Annotated in this window: 29 protein-coding genes and 1 pseudogene; all 30 read right to left on the bottom strand. The window is 44.7% G+C overall.

Going from position 1 to position 15,356, the window contains the following annotated elements:
• Positions 1-981, bottom strand: a complete 981-nt coding sequence (locus C9J42_RS20445; protein ID WP_107208698.1) for a glycosyltransferase family 4 protein — start codon at positions 979-981, stop codon at positions 1-3.
• 94 nt (positions 982-1,075) lie between these two features.
• Positions 1,076-1,459 carry a 50S ribosomal protein L17 gene (gene rplQ, locus C9J42_RS20440; RefSeq protein ID WP_005370955.1) on the bottom strand — a complete coding sequence of 128 codons (384 nt, stop codon included), beginning with the start codon at positions 1,457-1,459 and terminating at the stop codon, positions 1,076-1,078.
• A 34-nt stretch (positions 1,460-1,493) separates the two neighbouring features.
• Positions 1,494-2,483, bottom strand: coding sequence for a DNA-directed RNA polymerase subunit alpha (gene rpoA, locus C9J42_RS20435; protein WP_005370957.1), 990 nt, complete (start codon positions 2,481-2,483; stop codon positions 1,494-1,496).
• 23 nt (positions 2,484-2,506) lie between these two features.
• Positions 2,507-3,127: a 30S ribosomal protein S4 gene (gene rpsD / locus C9J42_RS20430; RefSeq protein WP_005370959.1), complete on the bottom strand. Its 621-nt coding sequence runs from the start codon at positions 3,125-3,127 to the stop codon at positions 2,507-2,509.
• A gap of 32 nt (positions 3,128-3,159) precedes the next feature.
• Entirely contained in the window at positions 3,160-3,549 is a 390-nt protein-coding gene (gene rpsK / locus C9J42_RS20425) for a 30S ribosomal protein S11 (protein ID WP_005370963.1), read from the bottom strand.
• Positions 3,550-3,568: 19 nt separating this feature from the next.
• Positions 3,569-3,925 (bottom strand): 30S ribosomal protein S13, encoded by a 357-nt coding sequence (rpsM, locus tag C9J42_RS20420; RefSeq protein WP_005370966.1) that lies wholly within the window; start codon positions 3,923-3,925, stop codon positions 3,569-3,571.
• 145 nt (positions 3,926-4,070) lie between these two features.
• On the bottom strand, positions 4,071-4,184 hold the full coding sequence (gene rpmJ, locus C9J42_RS20415; protein ID WP_000868186.1) for a 50S ribosomal protein L36: 114 nt from the start codon (positions 4,182-4,184) through the stop codon (positions 4,071-4,073).
• A 31-nt stretch (positions 4,185-4,215) separates the two neighbouring features.
• The gene (secY, locus tag C9J42_RS20410) at positions 4,216-5,541 is read right to left on the bottom strand and encodes a preprotein translocase subunit SecY (RefSeq protein ID WP_005370968.1); all 1,326 of its coding nucleotides are present in this window, start codon (positions 5,539-5,541) and stop codon (positions 4,216-4,218) included.
• A 22-nt stretch (positions 5,542-5,563) separates the two neighbouring features.
• Positions 5,564-5,998, bottom strand: coding sequence for a 50S ribosomal protein L15 (gene rplO, locus C9J42_RS20405; RefSeq protein ID WP_005370970.1), 435 nt, complete (start codon positions 5,996-5,998; stop codon positions 5,564-5,566).
• A gap of 5 nt (positions 5,999-6,003) precedes the next feature.
• Positions 6,004-6,183 carry a 50S ribosomal protein L30 gene (gene rpmD, locus C9J42_RS20400; RefSeq protein WP_005302823.1) on the bottom strand — a complete coding sequence of 60 codons (180 nt, stop codon included), beginning with the start codon at positions 6,181-6,183 and terminating at the stop codon, positions 6,004-6,006.
• Between the two features lie 5 nt (positions 6,184-6,188).
• Positions 6,189-6,686: a 30S ribosomal protein S5 gene (gene rpsE, locus C9J42_RS20395; RefSeq protein WP_005370977.1), complete on the bottom strand. Its 498-nt coding sequence runs from the start codon at positions 6,684-6,686 to the stop codon at positions 6,189-6,191.
• Positions 6,687-6,698: 12 nt separating this feature from the next.
• A complete protein-coding gene (rplR, locus tag C9J42_RS20390; protein ID WP_005370979.1) occupies positions 6,699-7,052 on the bottom strand; it encodes a 50S ribosomal protein L18 in 354 nt (117 codons plus the stop codon).
• A gap of 9 nt (positions 7,053-7,061) precedes the next feature.
• Positions 7,062-7,595 (bottom strand): 50S ribosomal protein L6, encoded by a 534-nt coding sequence (gene rplF, locus C9J42_RS20385; protein ID WP_005370981.1) that lies wholly within the window; start codon positions 7,593-7,595, stop codon positions 7,062-7,064.
• A gap of 12 nt (positions 7,596-7,607) precedes the next feature.
• The gene (gene rpsH / locus C9J42_RS20380) at positions 7,608-8,000 is read right to left on the bottom strand and encodes a 30S ribosomal protein S8 (protein ID WP_005370983.1); all 393 of its coding nucleotides are present in this window, start codon (positions 7,998-8,000) and stop codon (positions 7,608-7,610) included.
• Positions 8,001-8,036: 36 nt separating this feature from the next.
• On the bottom strand, positions 8,037-8,342 hold the full coding sequence (gene rpsN / locus C9J42_RS20375; protein ID WP_005370985.1) for a 30S ribosomal protein S14: 306 nt from the start codon (positions 8,340-8,342) through the stop codon (positions 8,037-8,039).
• 15 nt (positions 8,343-8,357) lie between these two features.
• The gene (gene rplE / locus C9J42_RS20370) at positions 8,358-8,897 is read right to left on the bottom strand and encodes a 50S ribosomal protein L5 (RefSeq protein WP_005370989.1); all 540 of its coding nucleotides are present in this window, start codon (positions 8,895-8,897) and stop codon (positions 8,358-8,360) included.
• Positions 8,898-8,912: 15 nt separating this feature from the next.
• Positions 8,913-9,224 (bottom strand): 50S ribosomal protein L24, encoded by a 312-nt coding sequence (gene rplX / locus C9J42_RS20365; RefSeq protein ID WP_008988080.1) that lies wholly within the window; start codon positions 9,222-9,224, stop codon positions 8,913-8,915.
• A 12-nt stretch (positions 9,225-9,236) separates the two neighbouring features.
• Positions 9,237-9,608, bottom strand: coding sequence for a 50S ribosomal protein L14 (gene rplN, locus C9J42_RS20360; RefSeq protein ID WP_107208696.1), 372 nt, complete (start codon positions 9,606-9,608; stop codon positions 9,237-9,239).
• A gap of 166 nt (positions 9,609-9,774) precedes the next feature.
• Positions 9,775-10,029, bottom strand: coding sequence for a 30S ribosomal protein S17 (gene rpsQ / locus C9J42_RS20355; RefSeq protein WP_005370996.1), 255 nt, complete (start codon positions 10,027-10,029; stop codon positions 9,775-9,777).
• Positions 10,029-10,220, bottom strand: coding sequence for a 50S ribosomal protein L29 (rpmC, locus tag C9J42_RS20350; RefSeq protein WP_005370998.1), 192 nt, complete (start codon positions 10,218-10,220; stop codon positions 10,029-10,031). Before rpmC ends, rpsQ begins: the two co-directional genes overlap by 1 nt.
• Entirely contained in the window at positions 10,220-10,630 is a 411-nt protein-coding gene (gene rplP / locus C9J42_RS20345) for a 50S ribosomal protein L16 (protein WP_005371000.1), read from the bottom strand. Before rplP ends, rpmC begins: the two co-directional genes overlap by 1 nt.
• An 11-nt stretch (positions 10,631-10,641) precedes the next feature.
• Positions 10,642-11,331, bottom strand: a complete 690-nt coding sequence (gene rpsC, locus C9J42_RS20340) for a 30S ribosomal protein S3 (RefSeq protein ID WP_005371002.1) — start codon at positions 11,329-11,331, stop codon at positions 10,642-10,644.
• 19 nt (positions 11,332-11,350) lie between these two features.
• Positions 11,351-11,683, bottom strand: coding sequence for a 50S ribosomal protein L22 (gene rplV, locus C9J42_RS20335; RefSeq protein ID WP_005302797.1), 333 nt, complete (start codon positions 11,681-11,683; stop codon positions 11,351-11,353).
• 10 nt (positions 11,684-11,693) lie between these two features.
• The gene (rpsS, locus tag C9J42_RS20330; protein WP_005302795.1) at positions 11,694-11,972 is read right to left on the bottom strand and encodes a 30S ribosomal protein S19; all 279 of its coding nucleotides are present in this window, start codon (positions 11,970-11,972) and stop codon (positions 11,694-11,696) included.
• Between the two features lie 18 nt (positions 11,973-11,990).
• Entirely contained in the window at positions 11,991-12,815 is an 825-nt protein-coding gene (gene rplB / locus C9J42_RS20325; RefSeq protein ID WP_045084936.1) for a 50S ribosomal protein L2, read from the bottom strand.
• A gap of 18 nt (positions 12,816-12,833) precedes the next feature.
• Complete coding sequence (gene rplW / locus C9J42_RS20320) at positions 12,834-13,136, bottom strand: 50S ribosomal protein L23 (RefSeq protein ID WP_006647439.1); 303 nt, start codon at positions 13,134-13,136, stop codon at positions 12,834-12,836.
• Positions 13,133-13,735 (bottom strand): 50S ribosomal protein L4, encoded by a 603-nt coding sequence (gene rplD, locus C9J42_RS20315; protein ID WP_006647440.1) that lies wholly within the window; start codon positions 13,733-13,735, stop codon positions 13,133-13,135. Before rplD ends, rplW begins: the two co-directional genes overlap by 4 nt.
• Positions 13,736-13,751: 16 nt before the next feature.
• Positions 13,752-14,381 carry a 50S ribosomal protein L3 gene (gene rplC, locus C9J42_RS20310; protein ID WP_107208697.1) on the bottom strand — a complete coding sequence of 210 codons (630 nt, stop codon included), beginning with the start codon at positions 14,379-14,381 and terminating at the stop codon, positions 13,752-13,754.
• Between the two features lie 14 nt (positions 14,382-14,395).
• Positions 14,396-14,707 carry a 30S ribosomal protein S10 gene (rpsJ, locus tag C9J42_RS20305; protein ID WP_002541412.1) on the bottom strand — a complete coding sequence of 104 codons (312 nt, stop codon included), beginning with the start codon at positions 14,705-14,707 and terminating at the stop codon, positions 14,396-14,398.
• Positions 14,708-15,225: 518 nt separating this feature from the next.
• Positions 15,226-15,356, bottom strand: a pseudogene (gene tuf, locus C9J42_RS20300) (elongation factor Tu); the annotation flags it as partial.

Here is a 15,356-nt window from a genome sequence, read left to right as displayed (position 1 = left end):
TTACTGCTTAATTCCATAAGCGTTAGCAAGTATATTCCAGCGTTGTTTTCCACTAAATTTAGTAACAACTTGAATATAGCTATATTTAGAGCATGCCTGCCACTCTTTGTTGGTCATAGAGTCAAAACATAGGATATACCAAGCTAACTTTGACCAATCAAACTCATCAACAAGCCATCTCGTATCTACAAGCAAAGGCAAATCACCCACTTTTGTGCCTATTACAGGAATGCCATATGCCATCGCCTCTAAAGCTGCCATTGGTAGCCCTTCTGCACGTGAAGAGATAAGCAGTAAATCAATTTTATTCCAATGAAGTGACATATCTTCAACGGCACCATGCCATTTAATATTGGGATAACTGCCCAATAAATTAGACTCTTCACCATCACCAAAAACATGAAATTTAATAGTTGGGCATTGGTTAGAAAGCTGTAGATAGCGGTCAATACCTTTGACATGACATAACCGGCCAACAAAACCGACTTGAAAAGTTGTATGTCGGCGACGTAATACAAAGGGAGGAATAGAATGAATAAAGTTATTTAAGACGTAACACTGAAAAGGTACTTTCGATTTTATCTCGTCACTTACAGCAAAATTCGTTGATAAAAAACTAGTCGAACGATTAAGCCATTCATAAAAAGCTAAACGTCCAATTAAAAACTCACCGGCGTGAAAACTGGTAAGCACTCTACATCTGCGTAGCAGTTTTAAACATCGCGCCCATAATGAAGATTTATATCCATGAGCATGCAGAATATCATGAGACTGAACTAGCAATGAAAAATGGACAAAACTTGCTGAAGTAAAATATTCAATTTGGTTTTTTTCTAATAAAGGGTAAAGCGGGTGATTAGATGCTTTAGAGATAAAAACAACTTTAAACGGAATTTTCTTATCTTTAAGAAGCAATGAAAGCTGTAACACATGGCTTTCAATCCCACCAAAACCTGAACTATCAAGCATCACATAGAGCATAGTAACCACATAATGAATCCATCATTATAAATTACATGCAAAAAAAAAGCCGAGTCTAATGACTCGGCTTCTCTTCTTATTTAACGGCTATTGCTTATTCAGCAGCAGCTTCTTCCTTTGCAGGACGGTCTAATAACTCGATGTAAGCCATAGGAGCTTTATCACCAGTACGGAAACCGCACTTCATGATACGAGTGTAACCACCAGGACGCGCAGCAAAGCGTGGACCTAGTTCGTTAAATAGTTTCGCAACAACTTCGTTGTCACGAGTACGAGCGAATGCAAGACGACGGTTAGCAACACTGTCTGTCTTAGCTAGGGTAATCAAAGGCTCAATTACGCGACGTAGCTCTTTTGCTTTAGGCAAGGTAGTCTTAATTAATTCGTGACGTACCAGAGAGCTAGCCATGTTGCTGAACATCGCTTTACGATGACTGCTGTTGCGGTTGAGTTGACGACCACTCTTACGATGGCGCATGACCTAATCCTTCTAACTAGATATCAGTAAACTATTAATCTTCAGCGATTGAAGCTGGCGGCCAATTTTCTAGGCGCATACCTAGAGATAGACCACGAGATGCCAATACATCTTTGATTTCTGTCAAAGACTTCTTACCAAGGTTTGGCGTTTTAAGAAGCTCAACCTCAGTACGCTGAACAAGATCACCGATGTAGTGGATCGCTTCTGCTTTTAGACAGTTAGCAGAGCGAACAGTTAGTTCAAGATCGTCTACAGGACGCAGTAGGATCGGATCGAACTCCGGCTTCTCTTCTTTCTCTTCAGGAACACGTACATCTCGAAGATCTACGAATGCATCCAATTGTTCAGCAAGAATAGTTGCTGCACGACGGATAGCTTCCTCAGGATCAAGAGTACCATTAGTCTCCATATCGATTACTAGCTTGTCTAAGTCAGTGCGTTGTTCAACGCGAGCTGCTTCAACAGCGTAAGCAATACGGTCCACTGGGCTGTAAGTAGCATCTACTAACAGACGACCAATTGGACGCTCATCTTCTTCAGTGTGAATACGAGCTGATGCTGGTACGTAGCCGCGACCACGCTCTACCTTGATGCGCATGCTTAATTCAGCATTGTCATCAGTAATATGGCAGATTACGTGCTCTGGATTCGCAATCTCAACATCACCATCATGGGTGATGTCACCTGCAACAACAGGGCCTGCACCAGATTTGTTCAGAGTAAGAATAACTTCATCTTTACCCTCAACCTTAACGGCTAGACCTTTAAGGTTTAGAAGAATTTCAAGGATATCCTCCTGAACGCCTTCTTTGGTGCTGTACTCATGTAACACACCGTCGATTTCAACTTCTGTTACAGCACAACCTGGCATAGAAGATAATAAAATACGACGAAGAGCGTTTCCTAAAGTGTGGCCAAAACCACGCTCTAATGGCTCTAGAGTTACTTTTGCGTGTGTCGTGCTAACTTGTTCGATGTCAACAAGACGCGGCTTAAGAAATTCTGTTACAGAACCCTGCATTGTGTCCTCTCTTAACTGTAGCCTTACTTAGAGTAAAGCTCGACGATCAGGTGTTCATTGATGTCGGCAGACAAATCAGAACGTTCTGGAAGACGCTTAAACGTACCTTCCATCTTGCTGCTGTCTACTTCGACCCAAGTCGGTAGTTCACGCTGTGTAGCAACTTCTAGAGCTGCTTTAATGCGTGCTTGGTTCTTAGCTTTCTCACGAATGCTAACAACGTCGTTTGCCGCTACCTTGAAAGAAGGAACGTTTACGACTTGACCGTTAACTAGGATCGCTTTGTGGCTTACCAGCTGACGTGCTTCTGCGCGAGTTGCGCCAAAGCCCATGCGGTAAACTACGTTATCTAGACGACCTTCAAGAAGCTGAAGCAGGTTTTCACCTGTGTTACCCTTGATGCGGGCAGCTGTCTTGTAGTAGTTACGGAATTGTTTTTCTAGTACGCCATATGTACGACGAACTTTCTGCTTCTCACGAAGCTGAACGCCGTAATCAGATAGACGACCACGACGAGCACCATGTTGGCCCGGCGCGTTATCAATCTTACACTTGGTATCAATCGCACGTACACCAGACTTAAGGAATAAGTCAGTGCCTTCGCGACGGCTAAGCTTTAGCTTAGGACCCAAATATCTTGCCATTTTTCTTTCTCCAATTTCCTAGAAACGAAACGTTATACGCGACGTTTCTTAGGTGGACGACAACCGTTATGAGGGATCGGAGTCGCATCAACAATGTTAGTGATACGGAAACCCGCTGCGTTTAAAGCACGGATTGTAGACTCACGACCAGGACCAGGGCCCTTAACCATAACTTCTAGGTTCTTAACGCCATATTCTTTGGCCATTTCACCACAACGCTCAGCAGCAACCTGTGCAGCGAACGGAGTAGATTTACGAGAACCACGGAAACCTGAACCACCTGCAGTAGCCCAAGATAGAGCGTTACCTTGACGGTCAGTAATGGTTACGATTGTGTTATTGAAAGAAGCATGGATGTGCGCAACGCCATCAGCTACTTGCTTGCGTACGCGCTTACGAGCGCGAGTTGGTTGTTTTGCCATTGTACTCTACCTTATCCGACTATTTTTTGATCGGCTTGCGCGGACCCTTACGGGTACGAGCGTTGGTTTTAGTACGCTGTCCACGTAGAGGTAGACTGCGACGGTGACGAAGACCACGGTAACAACCAAGATCCATTAGGCGCTTGATGTTCATGGAAATTTCACGACGAAGATCACCTTCTACAGTGTACTTAGCTACACCATCACGCAGTAGATCGATCTGCTCTTCAGTTAGTTCACTGATCTTAACATCTTCAGCAATACCCGTTTCAGCTAAAATAGCTTGAGAACGTGTTTTACCAATGCCGTAGATCGCAGTTAATGCGATAACAGCATGCTTTTGATCAGGAATGTTAATGCCTGCAATACGGGCCACTATTCACTCCTAGTACTTTACAAGAATAACCGCTGCAGAGCCCGTTGAGGATACGCAGCGGTGGTACAATTCTTTTGCACATAACAAAATATGGTTGGCTAATGTAGCCAACCTATCTTCAATTTGCAAGAAATATTTCTGCTAATTAGCCTTGGCGTTGTTTATGCTTTGGCTCACTGCAAATTACACGCACAACACCGTTGCGCTTGATAACTTTACAGTTACGGCAGATTTTCTTAACGGAAGCACGAACTTTCATTGCTAAACTCCGTAAATATGGATAACTAAACTTAGCGACCGTAGCCTTTAAGATTAGCCTTTTTCAAAACTGACTCATATTGTTGAGACATCAAATGTGTCTGAACTTGAGCCATGAAATCCATAATAACAACAACTACGATTAGTAGGGAAGTACCACCAAAATAGAAGCGTACATTCCATGCTATCATCATGAACTCGGGGATCAGACAGATAAAGGTAATATATAACGCACCAGCAAGAGTCAAACGCGTCATCACTTTATCTATATATTTTGCGGTCTGTTCACCCGGGCGTATACCAGGTATAAATGCACCAGACTTCTTCAAATTATCAGCTGTCTCGCGTGGGTTAAATACCAACGCGGTGTAGAAGAAACAGAAGAATATAATCGCAGCAGCATAAAGCATTACATATAAAGGCTGTCCAGGGCTTAAAGCAAGTGAAATATCACTTAACCAACCTAGACCTTCACTTTGACCAAACCACTGAGCCAGTGTGCCTGGGAAAAGAATAATACTTGATGCAAAAATTGCTGGTATAACACCTGCCATGTTGATTTTCAACGGCAAGTGTGTGCTCTGCGCAGCAAAGACACGACGGCCTTGTTGACGCTTGGCGTAGTTAACGACGATACGACGCTGACCACGTTCCATGAACACTACAAAGTAAATAACAGCAAAAGATATAACTGCAATTAACAGTAGAAGAAGTACGTGCAATTCGCCTTGACGCGCTTGCTCTACGGTCTGTCCAATCGCTGGCGGTAAACCAGCAACGATACCAGTGAAAATAATCAACGATATACCGTTACCAATACCACGCTCGGTAATTTGTTCACCTAACCACATTAAAAACATGGTGCCGGTAACCAAACTAACCACTGCAACAAAATAGAAACTAGGGCCTGGATTATGTACAAGCCCTGGAATCATACTCGGTAACCCCGTTGCAATACCAATTGCTTGGAAGGTTGCCAAGACAAGCGTACCGTATCGGGTGTACTGACTTATCTTACGACGGCCAGCCTCACCTTCTTTCTTCAACTCAGCTAATGCTGGATGAACTACAGTTAGCAACTGGACAATAATAGACGCAGAAATATACGGCATTATTCCCAGAGCTAAAATAGAAGCACGCGAGAGTGCACCACCAGAGAACATGTTAAACATCTCAATGATGGTACCCTTTTGCTGTTCGAACAGACTGGCAAGTACAGCAGCGTCAATACCAGGAATAGGTACAAAAGAACCTGCTCGGAATATTAAGATCGCACCTAATACGAATAATAGGCGTGACTTAAGCTCTGCTAGGCCACCTTGTGCACTACGAAAATCTTGTCCTGGTTGTTTAGCCATCTGTACCTCATCCTCGAGTTAATTATTCCTCGATTTTACCGCCGGCAGCTTCGATAGCAGCTTGAGCGCCTTTAGTAACGCGTAGGCCTTTCACTGTTACTGAACGAGCGATTTCACCAGAAAGTACAACTTTCACGAACTTAATGTCCTTAGTGATAACATTCGCAGCTTTTAGTGTTTCAAGGCTTACAACATCACCTTCAACTTTCGCTAGCTCAGCTAGACGAACTTCAGCTGTTACAAGGCTCTTACGAGACGTAAAACCGAATTTTGGTAGACGCTGTTTCAAAGGCATTTGACCGCCTTCGAAGCCTGGACGTACAGAACCACCTGAACGTGATTTCTGACCCTTGTGACCACGGCCACAAGTTTTGCCCAGACCTGAACCGATACCACGGCCTACGCGCTTCGCAGAAGGCTTAGAACCAGCAGCCGGTGATAGAGTATTCAAACGCATACTGATTACTCCTCAACTTTAACCATGTAGTAAACCTTGTTGATCATGCCGCGTACGCAAGCAGTATCTTCAAGTTCTACAGTATGGTTGATGCGACGAAGGCCTAGGCCACGCAAAGTAGCTTTATGCTTCGGTAAACGACCGATAGAGCTCTTTGTTTGGGTTACTTTAATAGTTTTAGCCATGTCGATTACTCCAGAATTTCTTTAACAGAAAGACCACGCTTAGCAGCGATCATTTCTGGAGAGTTCATTCCACTAAGACCATCAATTGTTGCGCGAACAACGTTGATTGGGTTAGTAGAACCGTATGCTTTAGCTAGTACGTTACGGATACCCGCAACTTCTAGCACTGCACGCATTGCACCACCTGCGATGATACCTGTACCTTCTGATGCTGGCTGCATGTACACTTGAGAACCAGTGTGACGGCCTTTAACAGCGTGGTGAAGAGTACCTTCGTTGATTGCAATTGTAACCATGTTACGACGTGCTTTTTCCATCGCTTTCTGGATTGCAGCAGGCACTTCACGTGCTTTACCGTAACCAAAACCGATGCGACCGTTACCGTCACCAACTACTGTTAGTGCAGTAAAGCTGAAAATACGACCACCTTTAACCGTTTTTGAAACACGGTTAACAGCGATCAGCTTTTCATTCAAATCTGATTGTGTCTTTTCGTTAGCCATCTTCCGCCTACCTTAGAATTTCAGACCAGCTTCACGAGCAGCTTCTGCTAGTGCAGCGATACGGCCGTGGTATTGGAAACCAGAACGATCGAATGCAACGTTAGAGATGCCTTTTTCAATCGCGCGCTCAGCAATAGCTTTACCTACAGCTGTAGCAGCGTCTTTGTTTCCGGTACTCTTAACTTGCTCACGGATCGCTTTTTCTACGGTAGAAGCGGCTGCGATAACCTCAGAGCCGTTCGGTGCAATTACCTGAGCGTACACGTGACGTGGAGTACGGTGTACAACTAGGCGAGTTGCGCCCAGTTCAGCAATCTTACGACGTGCTCGGGTCGCACGACGGATACGAGATGCTTTCTTATCCATAGTGTTACCTTACTTCTTCTTAGCTTCTTTAGTACGCACAACTTCGTCGGCGTAACGAACACCTTTACCTTTGTAAGGTTCAGGGCTACGGTAAGCGCGAATATCAGCAGCTACCTGACCAACTAACTGCTTATCAGTACCTGTAAGTACGATTTCAGTTTGTGATGGGCATTCAGCTTTGATACCTGCTGGAAGTTCGTGCTCAACTGGATGAGAGAAACCTAGAGTTAAACCTACAGCGTTGCCTTTAACAGCAGCACGGTAACCTACACCCTTAAGAGTCAGCTTCTTAGTGAAGCCTTCAGTAACACCAACAACCATATTGTTCACTAGTGCACGAGCAGTACCTGCTTGTGCCCAAGCTTTATCGAATCCTTCACGAGGACCGAAAGTAACTTTGTTCTCTTCCAAAGTTAAAACTACTGCATCATGGATAGTACGAACTAGTTCGCCTTTACTACCTTTCACAGTAATTTCCTGACCGTTAAGTTTAACTTCTACGCCGGCAGGAATAACTACAGGTGCTTTTGCAACACGAGACATATCCTACTCCTATTATGCTACGTAGCAGATAATCTCACCGCCAAGACCCGCTTTGCGTGCAGCACGGTCGGTCATAAGACCCTTGGAAGTGGAAACAACAGCAATACCAAGGCCACCCATCACTGATGGTAGCGCATCTTTTTTCTTGTAGATGCGTAGACCAGGACGTGATACACGTTGGATTTGCTCAATAACTGGGTTAGCTTCGAAGTACTTAAGAGTAACTTCTAGCTCAGGCTTAACATCACCAGATAAGGTGTAGTCAGCCACATAACCTTCTTCTTTAAGTAGAGCAGCGATAGCTACTTTAAGCTTAGAAGATGGCATTTTTACAGCAACTTTTTTCGCTGCCTGACCGTTACGAAGACGGGTCAGCATATCCGAAATCGGATCTTGCATGCTCATAAGTTAATACTCCGTGATTCTGAATTGCTTACTGGATTACCAGCTTGCTTTACGTAGACCCGGAATCTCGCCTTTCATGCAAGCTTCACGAACCTTGATACGGCTAAGACCGAACTTACGTAGGTAGCCGTGTGGACGTCCAGTCTGGTTACAGCGATTACGCTGACGAGACTTCGCAGAATCACGTGGTAGTGACTGAAGTTTAAGCACTGCATTCCAGCGATCTTCTTCAGACGCATTCACGTCGCTAATTAGAGCTTTTAGCGCTGCACGCTTTTCAGCGAACTTAGCTACTAGCTTGGCACGTTTAGCTTCGCGTGCCTTCATAGATTCTTTAGCCATTAGTAACCCTTACTTTTACTTACGGAATGGGAAGTTAAAAGCAGACAATAGAGCTAGAGCTTCTTCATCAGATTTAGCAGAAGTTGTAACAGTGATATCTAAACCACGTACACGATCTACTTTATCGAAATCGATTTCTGGGAAGATGATCTGCTCACGAACGCCCATGCTGTAGTTACCACGACCATCGAATGACTTAGGGTTTAAACCACGGAAGTCACGAATACGCGGTACAGCAATTGAAATCAGACGGTCGAAAAAGTCCCACATACGCTCGCCACGTAAGGTTACTTTACAGCCAATAGGGTAGCCCTCACGGATCTTAAAGCCTGCAACTGACTTACGTGCTACAGTGATTAGCGGCTTCTGACCTGAAATTGCAGTCATGTCAGCAGCAGCATTCTCTAGCAGCTTCTTGTCGTTGATAGCTTCGCCCACACCCATGTTAAGTGTGATCTTTTCGATCCTTGGGACTTGCATGATACTCTTGTATTCAAACTTTTCAGAAAGCTCTTTTACAACAGTCTCTTTGTAGTAATCATGCAGTTTCGCCATAGTACTACTCCAAACTTACTTGATAGTTTCGCCAGTCGACTTGAAGAAACGAACTTTTTTGCCGTCTTCAAATCGGAAGCCTACACGGTCCGCTTTACCTTGACCGTTAACGATAGCAACATTAGACGCATCGATCGCAGCTGCCTGCTCAACGATACCGCCTTGAACACCCATTGCCGGAACTGGCTTCTGGTGTTTCTTAACCATGTTGATACCTTCAACGATAACTTTACCGGTTGCTAGAACCTTAGTTACTTTACCAGTCTTGCCTTTGTCTTTACCAGCAAGAATGATAACTTCGTCGTTTTGACGGATTTTAGCTGCCATTATAGTCGCTCCTTAAAGTACTTCTGGCGCTAGTGATACAATCTTCATGAATTTCGCATTACGAAGTTCACGAGTCACAGGGCCAAAGATACGGGTACCGATAGGTTGCTCAGTAGTGTCGTTCAACAATACGCAAGCATTACGGTCAAAGCGAATGACAGAGCCATCTTGACGACGAACGCCTTTACGGGTGCGTACAACCACCGCTTTCAGTACATCACCTTTCTTTACTTTACCGCGAGGAATTGCTTCCTTCACTGTAACCTTGATGATGTCACCGATATGTGCATAGCGACGGTGAGAACCACCCAGAACCTTAATACACATTACGCTACGTGCGCCGGAGTTATCCGCTGCATCAAGCATACTTTGCATTTGGATCATGTTAGTGCTCCGCTAATTTTTTAAACATCTAGACCCAAAACGAGTCGATATGCCTTTTCTTCAAAGGCGGCGAATAATAACACCATTTTCGCTCGATGGGTAGATAAAAAATGAACGGCCCCAATATTTTTAGGGCCGCTAACTTAAATAGCTGAAAAGTCAGTAATTAGATACGTGCTTTTTCAACTACTCGTACCAGTGTCCAAGACTTAGTCTTTGACATTGGACGACATTCACGAACTTCAACAGTATCGCCTAGGCCACACTCGTTGTTTTCGTCATGTGCATGAAGCTTAGTCGTGCGTGTGATGTACTTACCGTAGATCGGGTGCTTCACTTTACGCTCGATAGCAACAACAATAGACTTATCGCCTTTGTCGCTAACTACGCGACCAAGCTGAGTACGAATTTTCTCGCTCATTATGCGCTAGCCTTCTCAGTCAGAACGGTTTTAACACGTGCGATATCACGACGTACAGTTTTTAGATTGTGAGTCTGCTGTAGTTGACCAGTCGCAGCTTGCATGCGCAAGTTAAACTGTTCACGTAGCAAATTCACAAGCTCTGCATTCAGCTCTTCAACGCTTTTAGCGCGTAGATCTTGTGCATTCATCACATCACCGCCTTAATTACGAAAGTGGTTTTGATTGGTAGCTTACGTGCAGCAAGGTTAAATGCTTCACGTGCTAGTGATTCAGAAACACCGTTCATTTCGTATAGAACTTTACCTGGTTGAACTTGAGCAACCCAGTAAGCCACACTACCCTTACCTTTACCTTGACGAACTTCAAGAGGCTTAGATGTGATTGGTTTGTCTGGGAATACACGAATCCAGATTTGGCCCTGACGTTTGATATGACGAGTCATAGCACGACGTGCAGCTTCGATTTGACGAGCAGTTAGTCGACCACGACCAACAGCTTTAAGACCAAATTGACCAAAGCTTACTTCAGTACCGTTCGCTAGACCGCGGTTACGGCCTTTAAAGGCCTTGCGGAATTTAGTGCGTTTTGGTTGCAGCATCAATAAACTCCTTATTTACGGCTTTTGCGCTGCTTCTTAGGCTTCTCAGCCTTTGGCTCTTCAACCGGCATGCCGCCTAGAACTTCACCTTTGAAGATCCAAACTTTAACGCCGATAACACCGTATTGGGTGTGAGCCGAAGAAGTTGCGTAATCAATGTCAGCACGAAGAGTGTGTAGAGGCACACGGCCTTCACGGTACCACTCAGTACGTGCGATTTCAGCGCCGCCTAGACGACCACTTACTTCAACTTTGATACCTTTAGCGCCAAGACGCATAGCGTTCTGAACTGCACGCTTCATAGCGCGACGGAACATAACACGACGCTCTAGCTGAGACGAAATGCTGTCTGCTACTAGTTGACCGTCTAGTTCTGGCTTACGTACTTCAGCGATGTTGATCTGAGCTGGAACGCCCGCGATCTTCGCAACTGCTGCACGTAGTTTCTCTACGTCTTCACCTTTCTTACCGATTACTACGCCTGGACGAGCAGTGTGAATAGTCACACGGATGCTCTTAGCAGGACGCTCGATAACGATGCGTGATAGAGATGCTTTTGCTAGTTCCTTAGTAAGGAACTGGCGTACCTTGAAATCGCCGTCTAGGTTGTCAGCGAACTCTTGGCTGTTAGCAAACCAAGTGGTATTCCAAGGCTTAACAATGCCTAAACGAATACCATTAGGATGTACTTTCTGACCCATTGCTTTCTCTCCTAGTCTCTTAGCGGTCTGCTACAACAACAGTGATGTGGCTAGAACGCTTCAAGATGCGATCGGCACGGCCTTTAGCACGAGGCATAATACGCTTCATGGTAGGACCTTCGTCAACGAAGATTTTAGCAACATTAAGATCATCAATGTCTGCGCCTTCGTTGTGTTCTGCGTTAGCGATAGCTGACTCTAAAACTTTCTTGATTAAATCAGCAGCTTTTTTGTTGCTGAAGTTAAGAATTTCTAGAGCTTGAGCAACTGGCTTACCGCGCAGTTGATCTGCAACCAAACGAGCTTTTTGCGGCGAAATGCGAGCAAAGCGATGTTTAGCGATAGCTTCCATTACCTACTCCTTAGCGCTTTTTAGCTTTCTTATCCGCAGCATGGCCACGGTAAGTACGTGTTGGTGCAAATTCGCCTAGCTTGTGACCGATCATTTCTTCAGAAACGAAAACAGGTACGTGCTGACGACCATTATGGACAGCGATGGTCAAACCGATCATCTGAGGGATGATCATTGAGCGACGGGACCAAGTCTTAACAGGCTTTTTGTCACCGCTTTCCAACGCTTTCTCTACCTTCTTCAGCAAGTGTAGGTCAATAAATGGACCTTTCTTGAGAGAACGTGGCATGGCGTATCCTCTTTATAATTACTTATTACGACGACGTACGATGTACTTGTCGGTACGCTTGTTCTTACGAGTCTTGTAACCCTTAGTTGGAACACCCCAAGGTGTTACTGGGTGACGACCGCCTGATGTACGACCTTCACCACCACCGTGTGGGTGATCAACTGGGTTCATTACAACACCACGTACAGTTGGACGAACACCGCGCCAGCGTGAAGCACCAGCTTTACCTAGCTCACGTAGCATGTGTTCTGCATTACCAACTTCACCTAGAGTCGCACGACCTTCAGCAAGAACTTTACGCATCTCACCAGAACGTAGACGTAGAGTCACATAAGTGCCTGCACGTGCAATGATCTGAGCGTATGCACCAGCTGAACGAGCCAGCTGAGCACCTTTACCAGGCTTAAGTTCAACACAGTGTACTGTTGAACCTACTGGGATGTTACGCATTGGTAATGTGTTACCAACTTTAATAGCAGCATCTTGACCAGACTGGATAACATCACCAGCTTGGAGACCTTTAGGTGCGATAATGTAGCGGCGCTCACCGTCTGCGTACAGAACTAGAGCAATGTTTGCGCTACGGTTTGGATCGTATTCTAGGCGCTCAACTTTCGCTGGGATGCCATCTTTAGTACGTTTGAAGTCGATTAGACGGTAATGTTGTTTATTACCACCACCGATGTGACGTACAGTGATACGACCGTTATTGTTACGACCACCAGTCTTAGAGTTTTTCTCTAGAAGTGGTGCGTACGGCTTACCCTTATGCAGGTCAGAGTTAACCACTTTAACTACGTGGCGACGACCTGGGGAAGTCGGCTTACATTTTACAATAGCCATTCTTCTTTGCTCCTAGCCTTACTCTGCACTACCAGCGAAGTCGATGTCTTGACCTTCTTTCAAGATAACATACGCTTTCTTCACGTCTGAACGACGGCCTTGGCGCATACCTTGACGTTTGGTCTTACCCTTAGTAATAAGAGTATTTACAGACTTAACTTCAACCTCGAACAGTTTTTCAACTGCTGCTTTGATCTCTTTCTTCGTTGCGTTCAATGCTACTTTGAAAACGATAGTATTCGCGTTTTCTGCAGCCATTGATGCTTTTTCAGAAATGTGCGGAGCACGTAGAACTTTTAAAATACGCTCTTCAGTGATCATGCTAGCATCTCCTCAACTGCTTTAACTGCTGCTGCAGTCATTACAATCTTATCGAAAGCGATCAAGCTAACTGGATCGATTGCCGCTGCATCACGTACGTCTACTTTGTATAGGTTACGTGCTGCAAGGAATAGATTCTCATCTAACTCGCCAGTTACGATTAGTGCATCAGTTAGCTCAAGCTCTTTAAGCTTAGCTACTAGTGCTTTTGTCTTTGGTGCTTCTAGAGTGAAGTTATCAACAACGATTAAACGCTCTTGACGAACTAACTCAGAAAGAATGCTCTTCATAGCACCGCGGTACATTTTCTTGTTTACTTTTTGGCTGTGATCCTGAGGACGAGCAGCGAAAGTAACACCACCAGAACGCCATAGCGGACTGCGGATTGTACCTGCACGAGCGCGACCAGTACCCTTCTGGCGCCATGGCTTAGCGCCACCACCAGAAACGTCTGAACGAGTCTTCTGAGCACGTGTACCCTGACGAGCACCTGCTGCAAAAGCAACAACTACTTGGTGTACAAGCGCTTCATTGAAATCACGCCCAAAAGTAGTTTCGGAGACAGTTAGCGCGTCAGCGCCTTTGACTACCAATTCCATTACTAACTCCTCGACGTTACGCTTTAACAGCTGGTTTAACGATCACGTTGCCGCCTGTTGAGCCCGGTACTGCACCTTTAATAAGAAGCAGATTGCGCTCAGCGTCAACACGTACGATCTCTAGGTTTTGAGTCGTTACACGCTCAGCACCCATGTGACCAGCCATTTTCTTGCCTTTAAATACGCGACCTGGAGTTTGACATTGGCCAATTGAACCCGGTGCACGGTGAGACAAGGAGTTACCATGGGTCATATCTTGAGTACGGAAGTTCCAGCGCTTAACAGCACCTTGGAAACCCTTACCTTTAGATGTACCAGTAACGTCTACTTTTTTAATATCGTTGAATAGTTCAACACTTAGCTCAGCGCCAACTGCAAACTCTTCACTGTTTTCTAGACGGAATTCCCAAAGACCGCGACCAGCTTCAACACCTGCTTTCGCAAAGTGACCTGCTTCTGGCTTAGATACGCGGCTAGCTTTCTTAGTTCCAGCTGTTACTTGAATAGCGTTGTAACCGTCAGTTTCTACAGATTTAACCTGAGTAACGCGGTTGTTTTCAACTTCAACAACAGTAACTGGAATAGAAATGCCATCTTCGGTAAAGATGCGGGTCATGCCCACTTTACGACCGATTAGACCAATCATTCTCTTATCTCCCCTTAACCTAGGCTGATCTGTACGTCAACGCCAGCAGCTAGATCTAGACGCATAAGAGCATCAACAGTTTTGTCTGTAGGCTCAACGATGTCGATAAGGCGCTTGTGAGTACGGATTTCGTACTGATCACGTGCATCCTTATTAACGTGAGGAGAAATAAGAACAGTGAAGCGCTCTTTGCGAGTAGGAAGAGGGATTGGACCCTTAACCTGTGCGCCAGTACGCTTAGCTGTTTCAACGATTTCCGCAGTTGACTGATCGATCAAACGGTGATCGAACGCCTTTAAGCGGATACGAATACGTTGGTTCTGCATTAGACAGAGCTCCAAATAAAAATTACACAAACAATATCGCCACTCACGCTCGTAAAGACGAGGGAATGTCGATTGATTTATGTGAACGTAGCATCCCTATCGGATGCATTGTCAGTCAATTTAATGACTGCGAACATAAGTCAGAGTATTCATTATGAAATAAACCCGGCGTAGCCTGCAGTTAATTTCTCCTCAATGCTTATTGGTTCACAACTGCGCTTACAAGACTAACTCTCGGGCAGTGCGGTGCATTATACAGATCACAATTTTGAAAACAAGCTCTGTTTGATTGTTAAACAAAAATAGTTATAAAGTCTTTTATTTTCAATGAATTAATCTGATAGTTATATATCAGATTTGCTTTATTAAACGAATAAAGCTCACTTATCACCATAAAATCAAGCTACATTTTCGCGTATTCCTGCTTATACAATACAAACAAGTAAAATGTTCGTAATTTTAGGCAATAAAAAAGGGAGCCGAAGCTCCCTTTTTCTGTACGTAAGTACTAAATGTTATTAAGCAATGATAGTTGCAACAACACCAGCACCAACTGTACGGCCACCTTCACGGATAGCAAAACGTAGACCTTCGTCCATCGCGATAGGTGCGATTAGAGTAACAGTCATAGCGATGTTATCACCAGGCA

The sequence above is a fragment of the Photobacterium sp. GB-56 genome (assembly GCF_003026105.1).
GTDB lineage: Bacteria > Pseudomonadota > Gammaproteobacteria > Enterobacterales > Vibrionaceae > Photobacterium.
The sequence above is the reverse complement of the archived record's forward strand: the minus strand, read 5'-3'. Positions and strand labels throughout refer to the sequence as shown.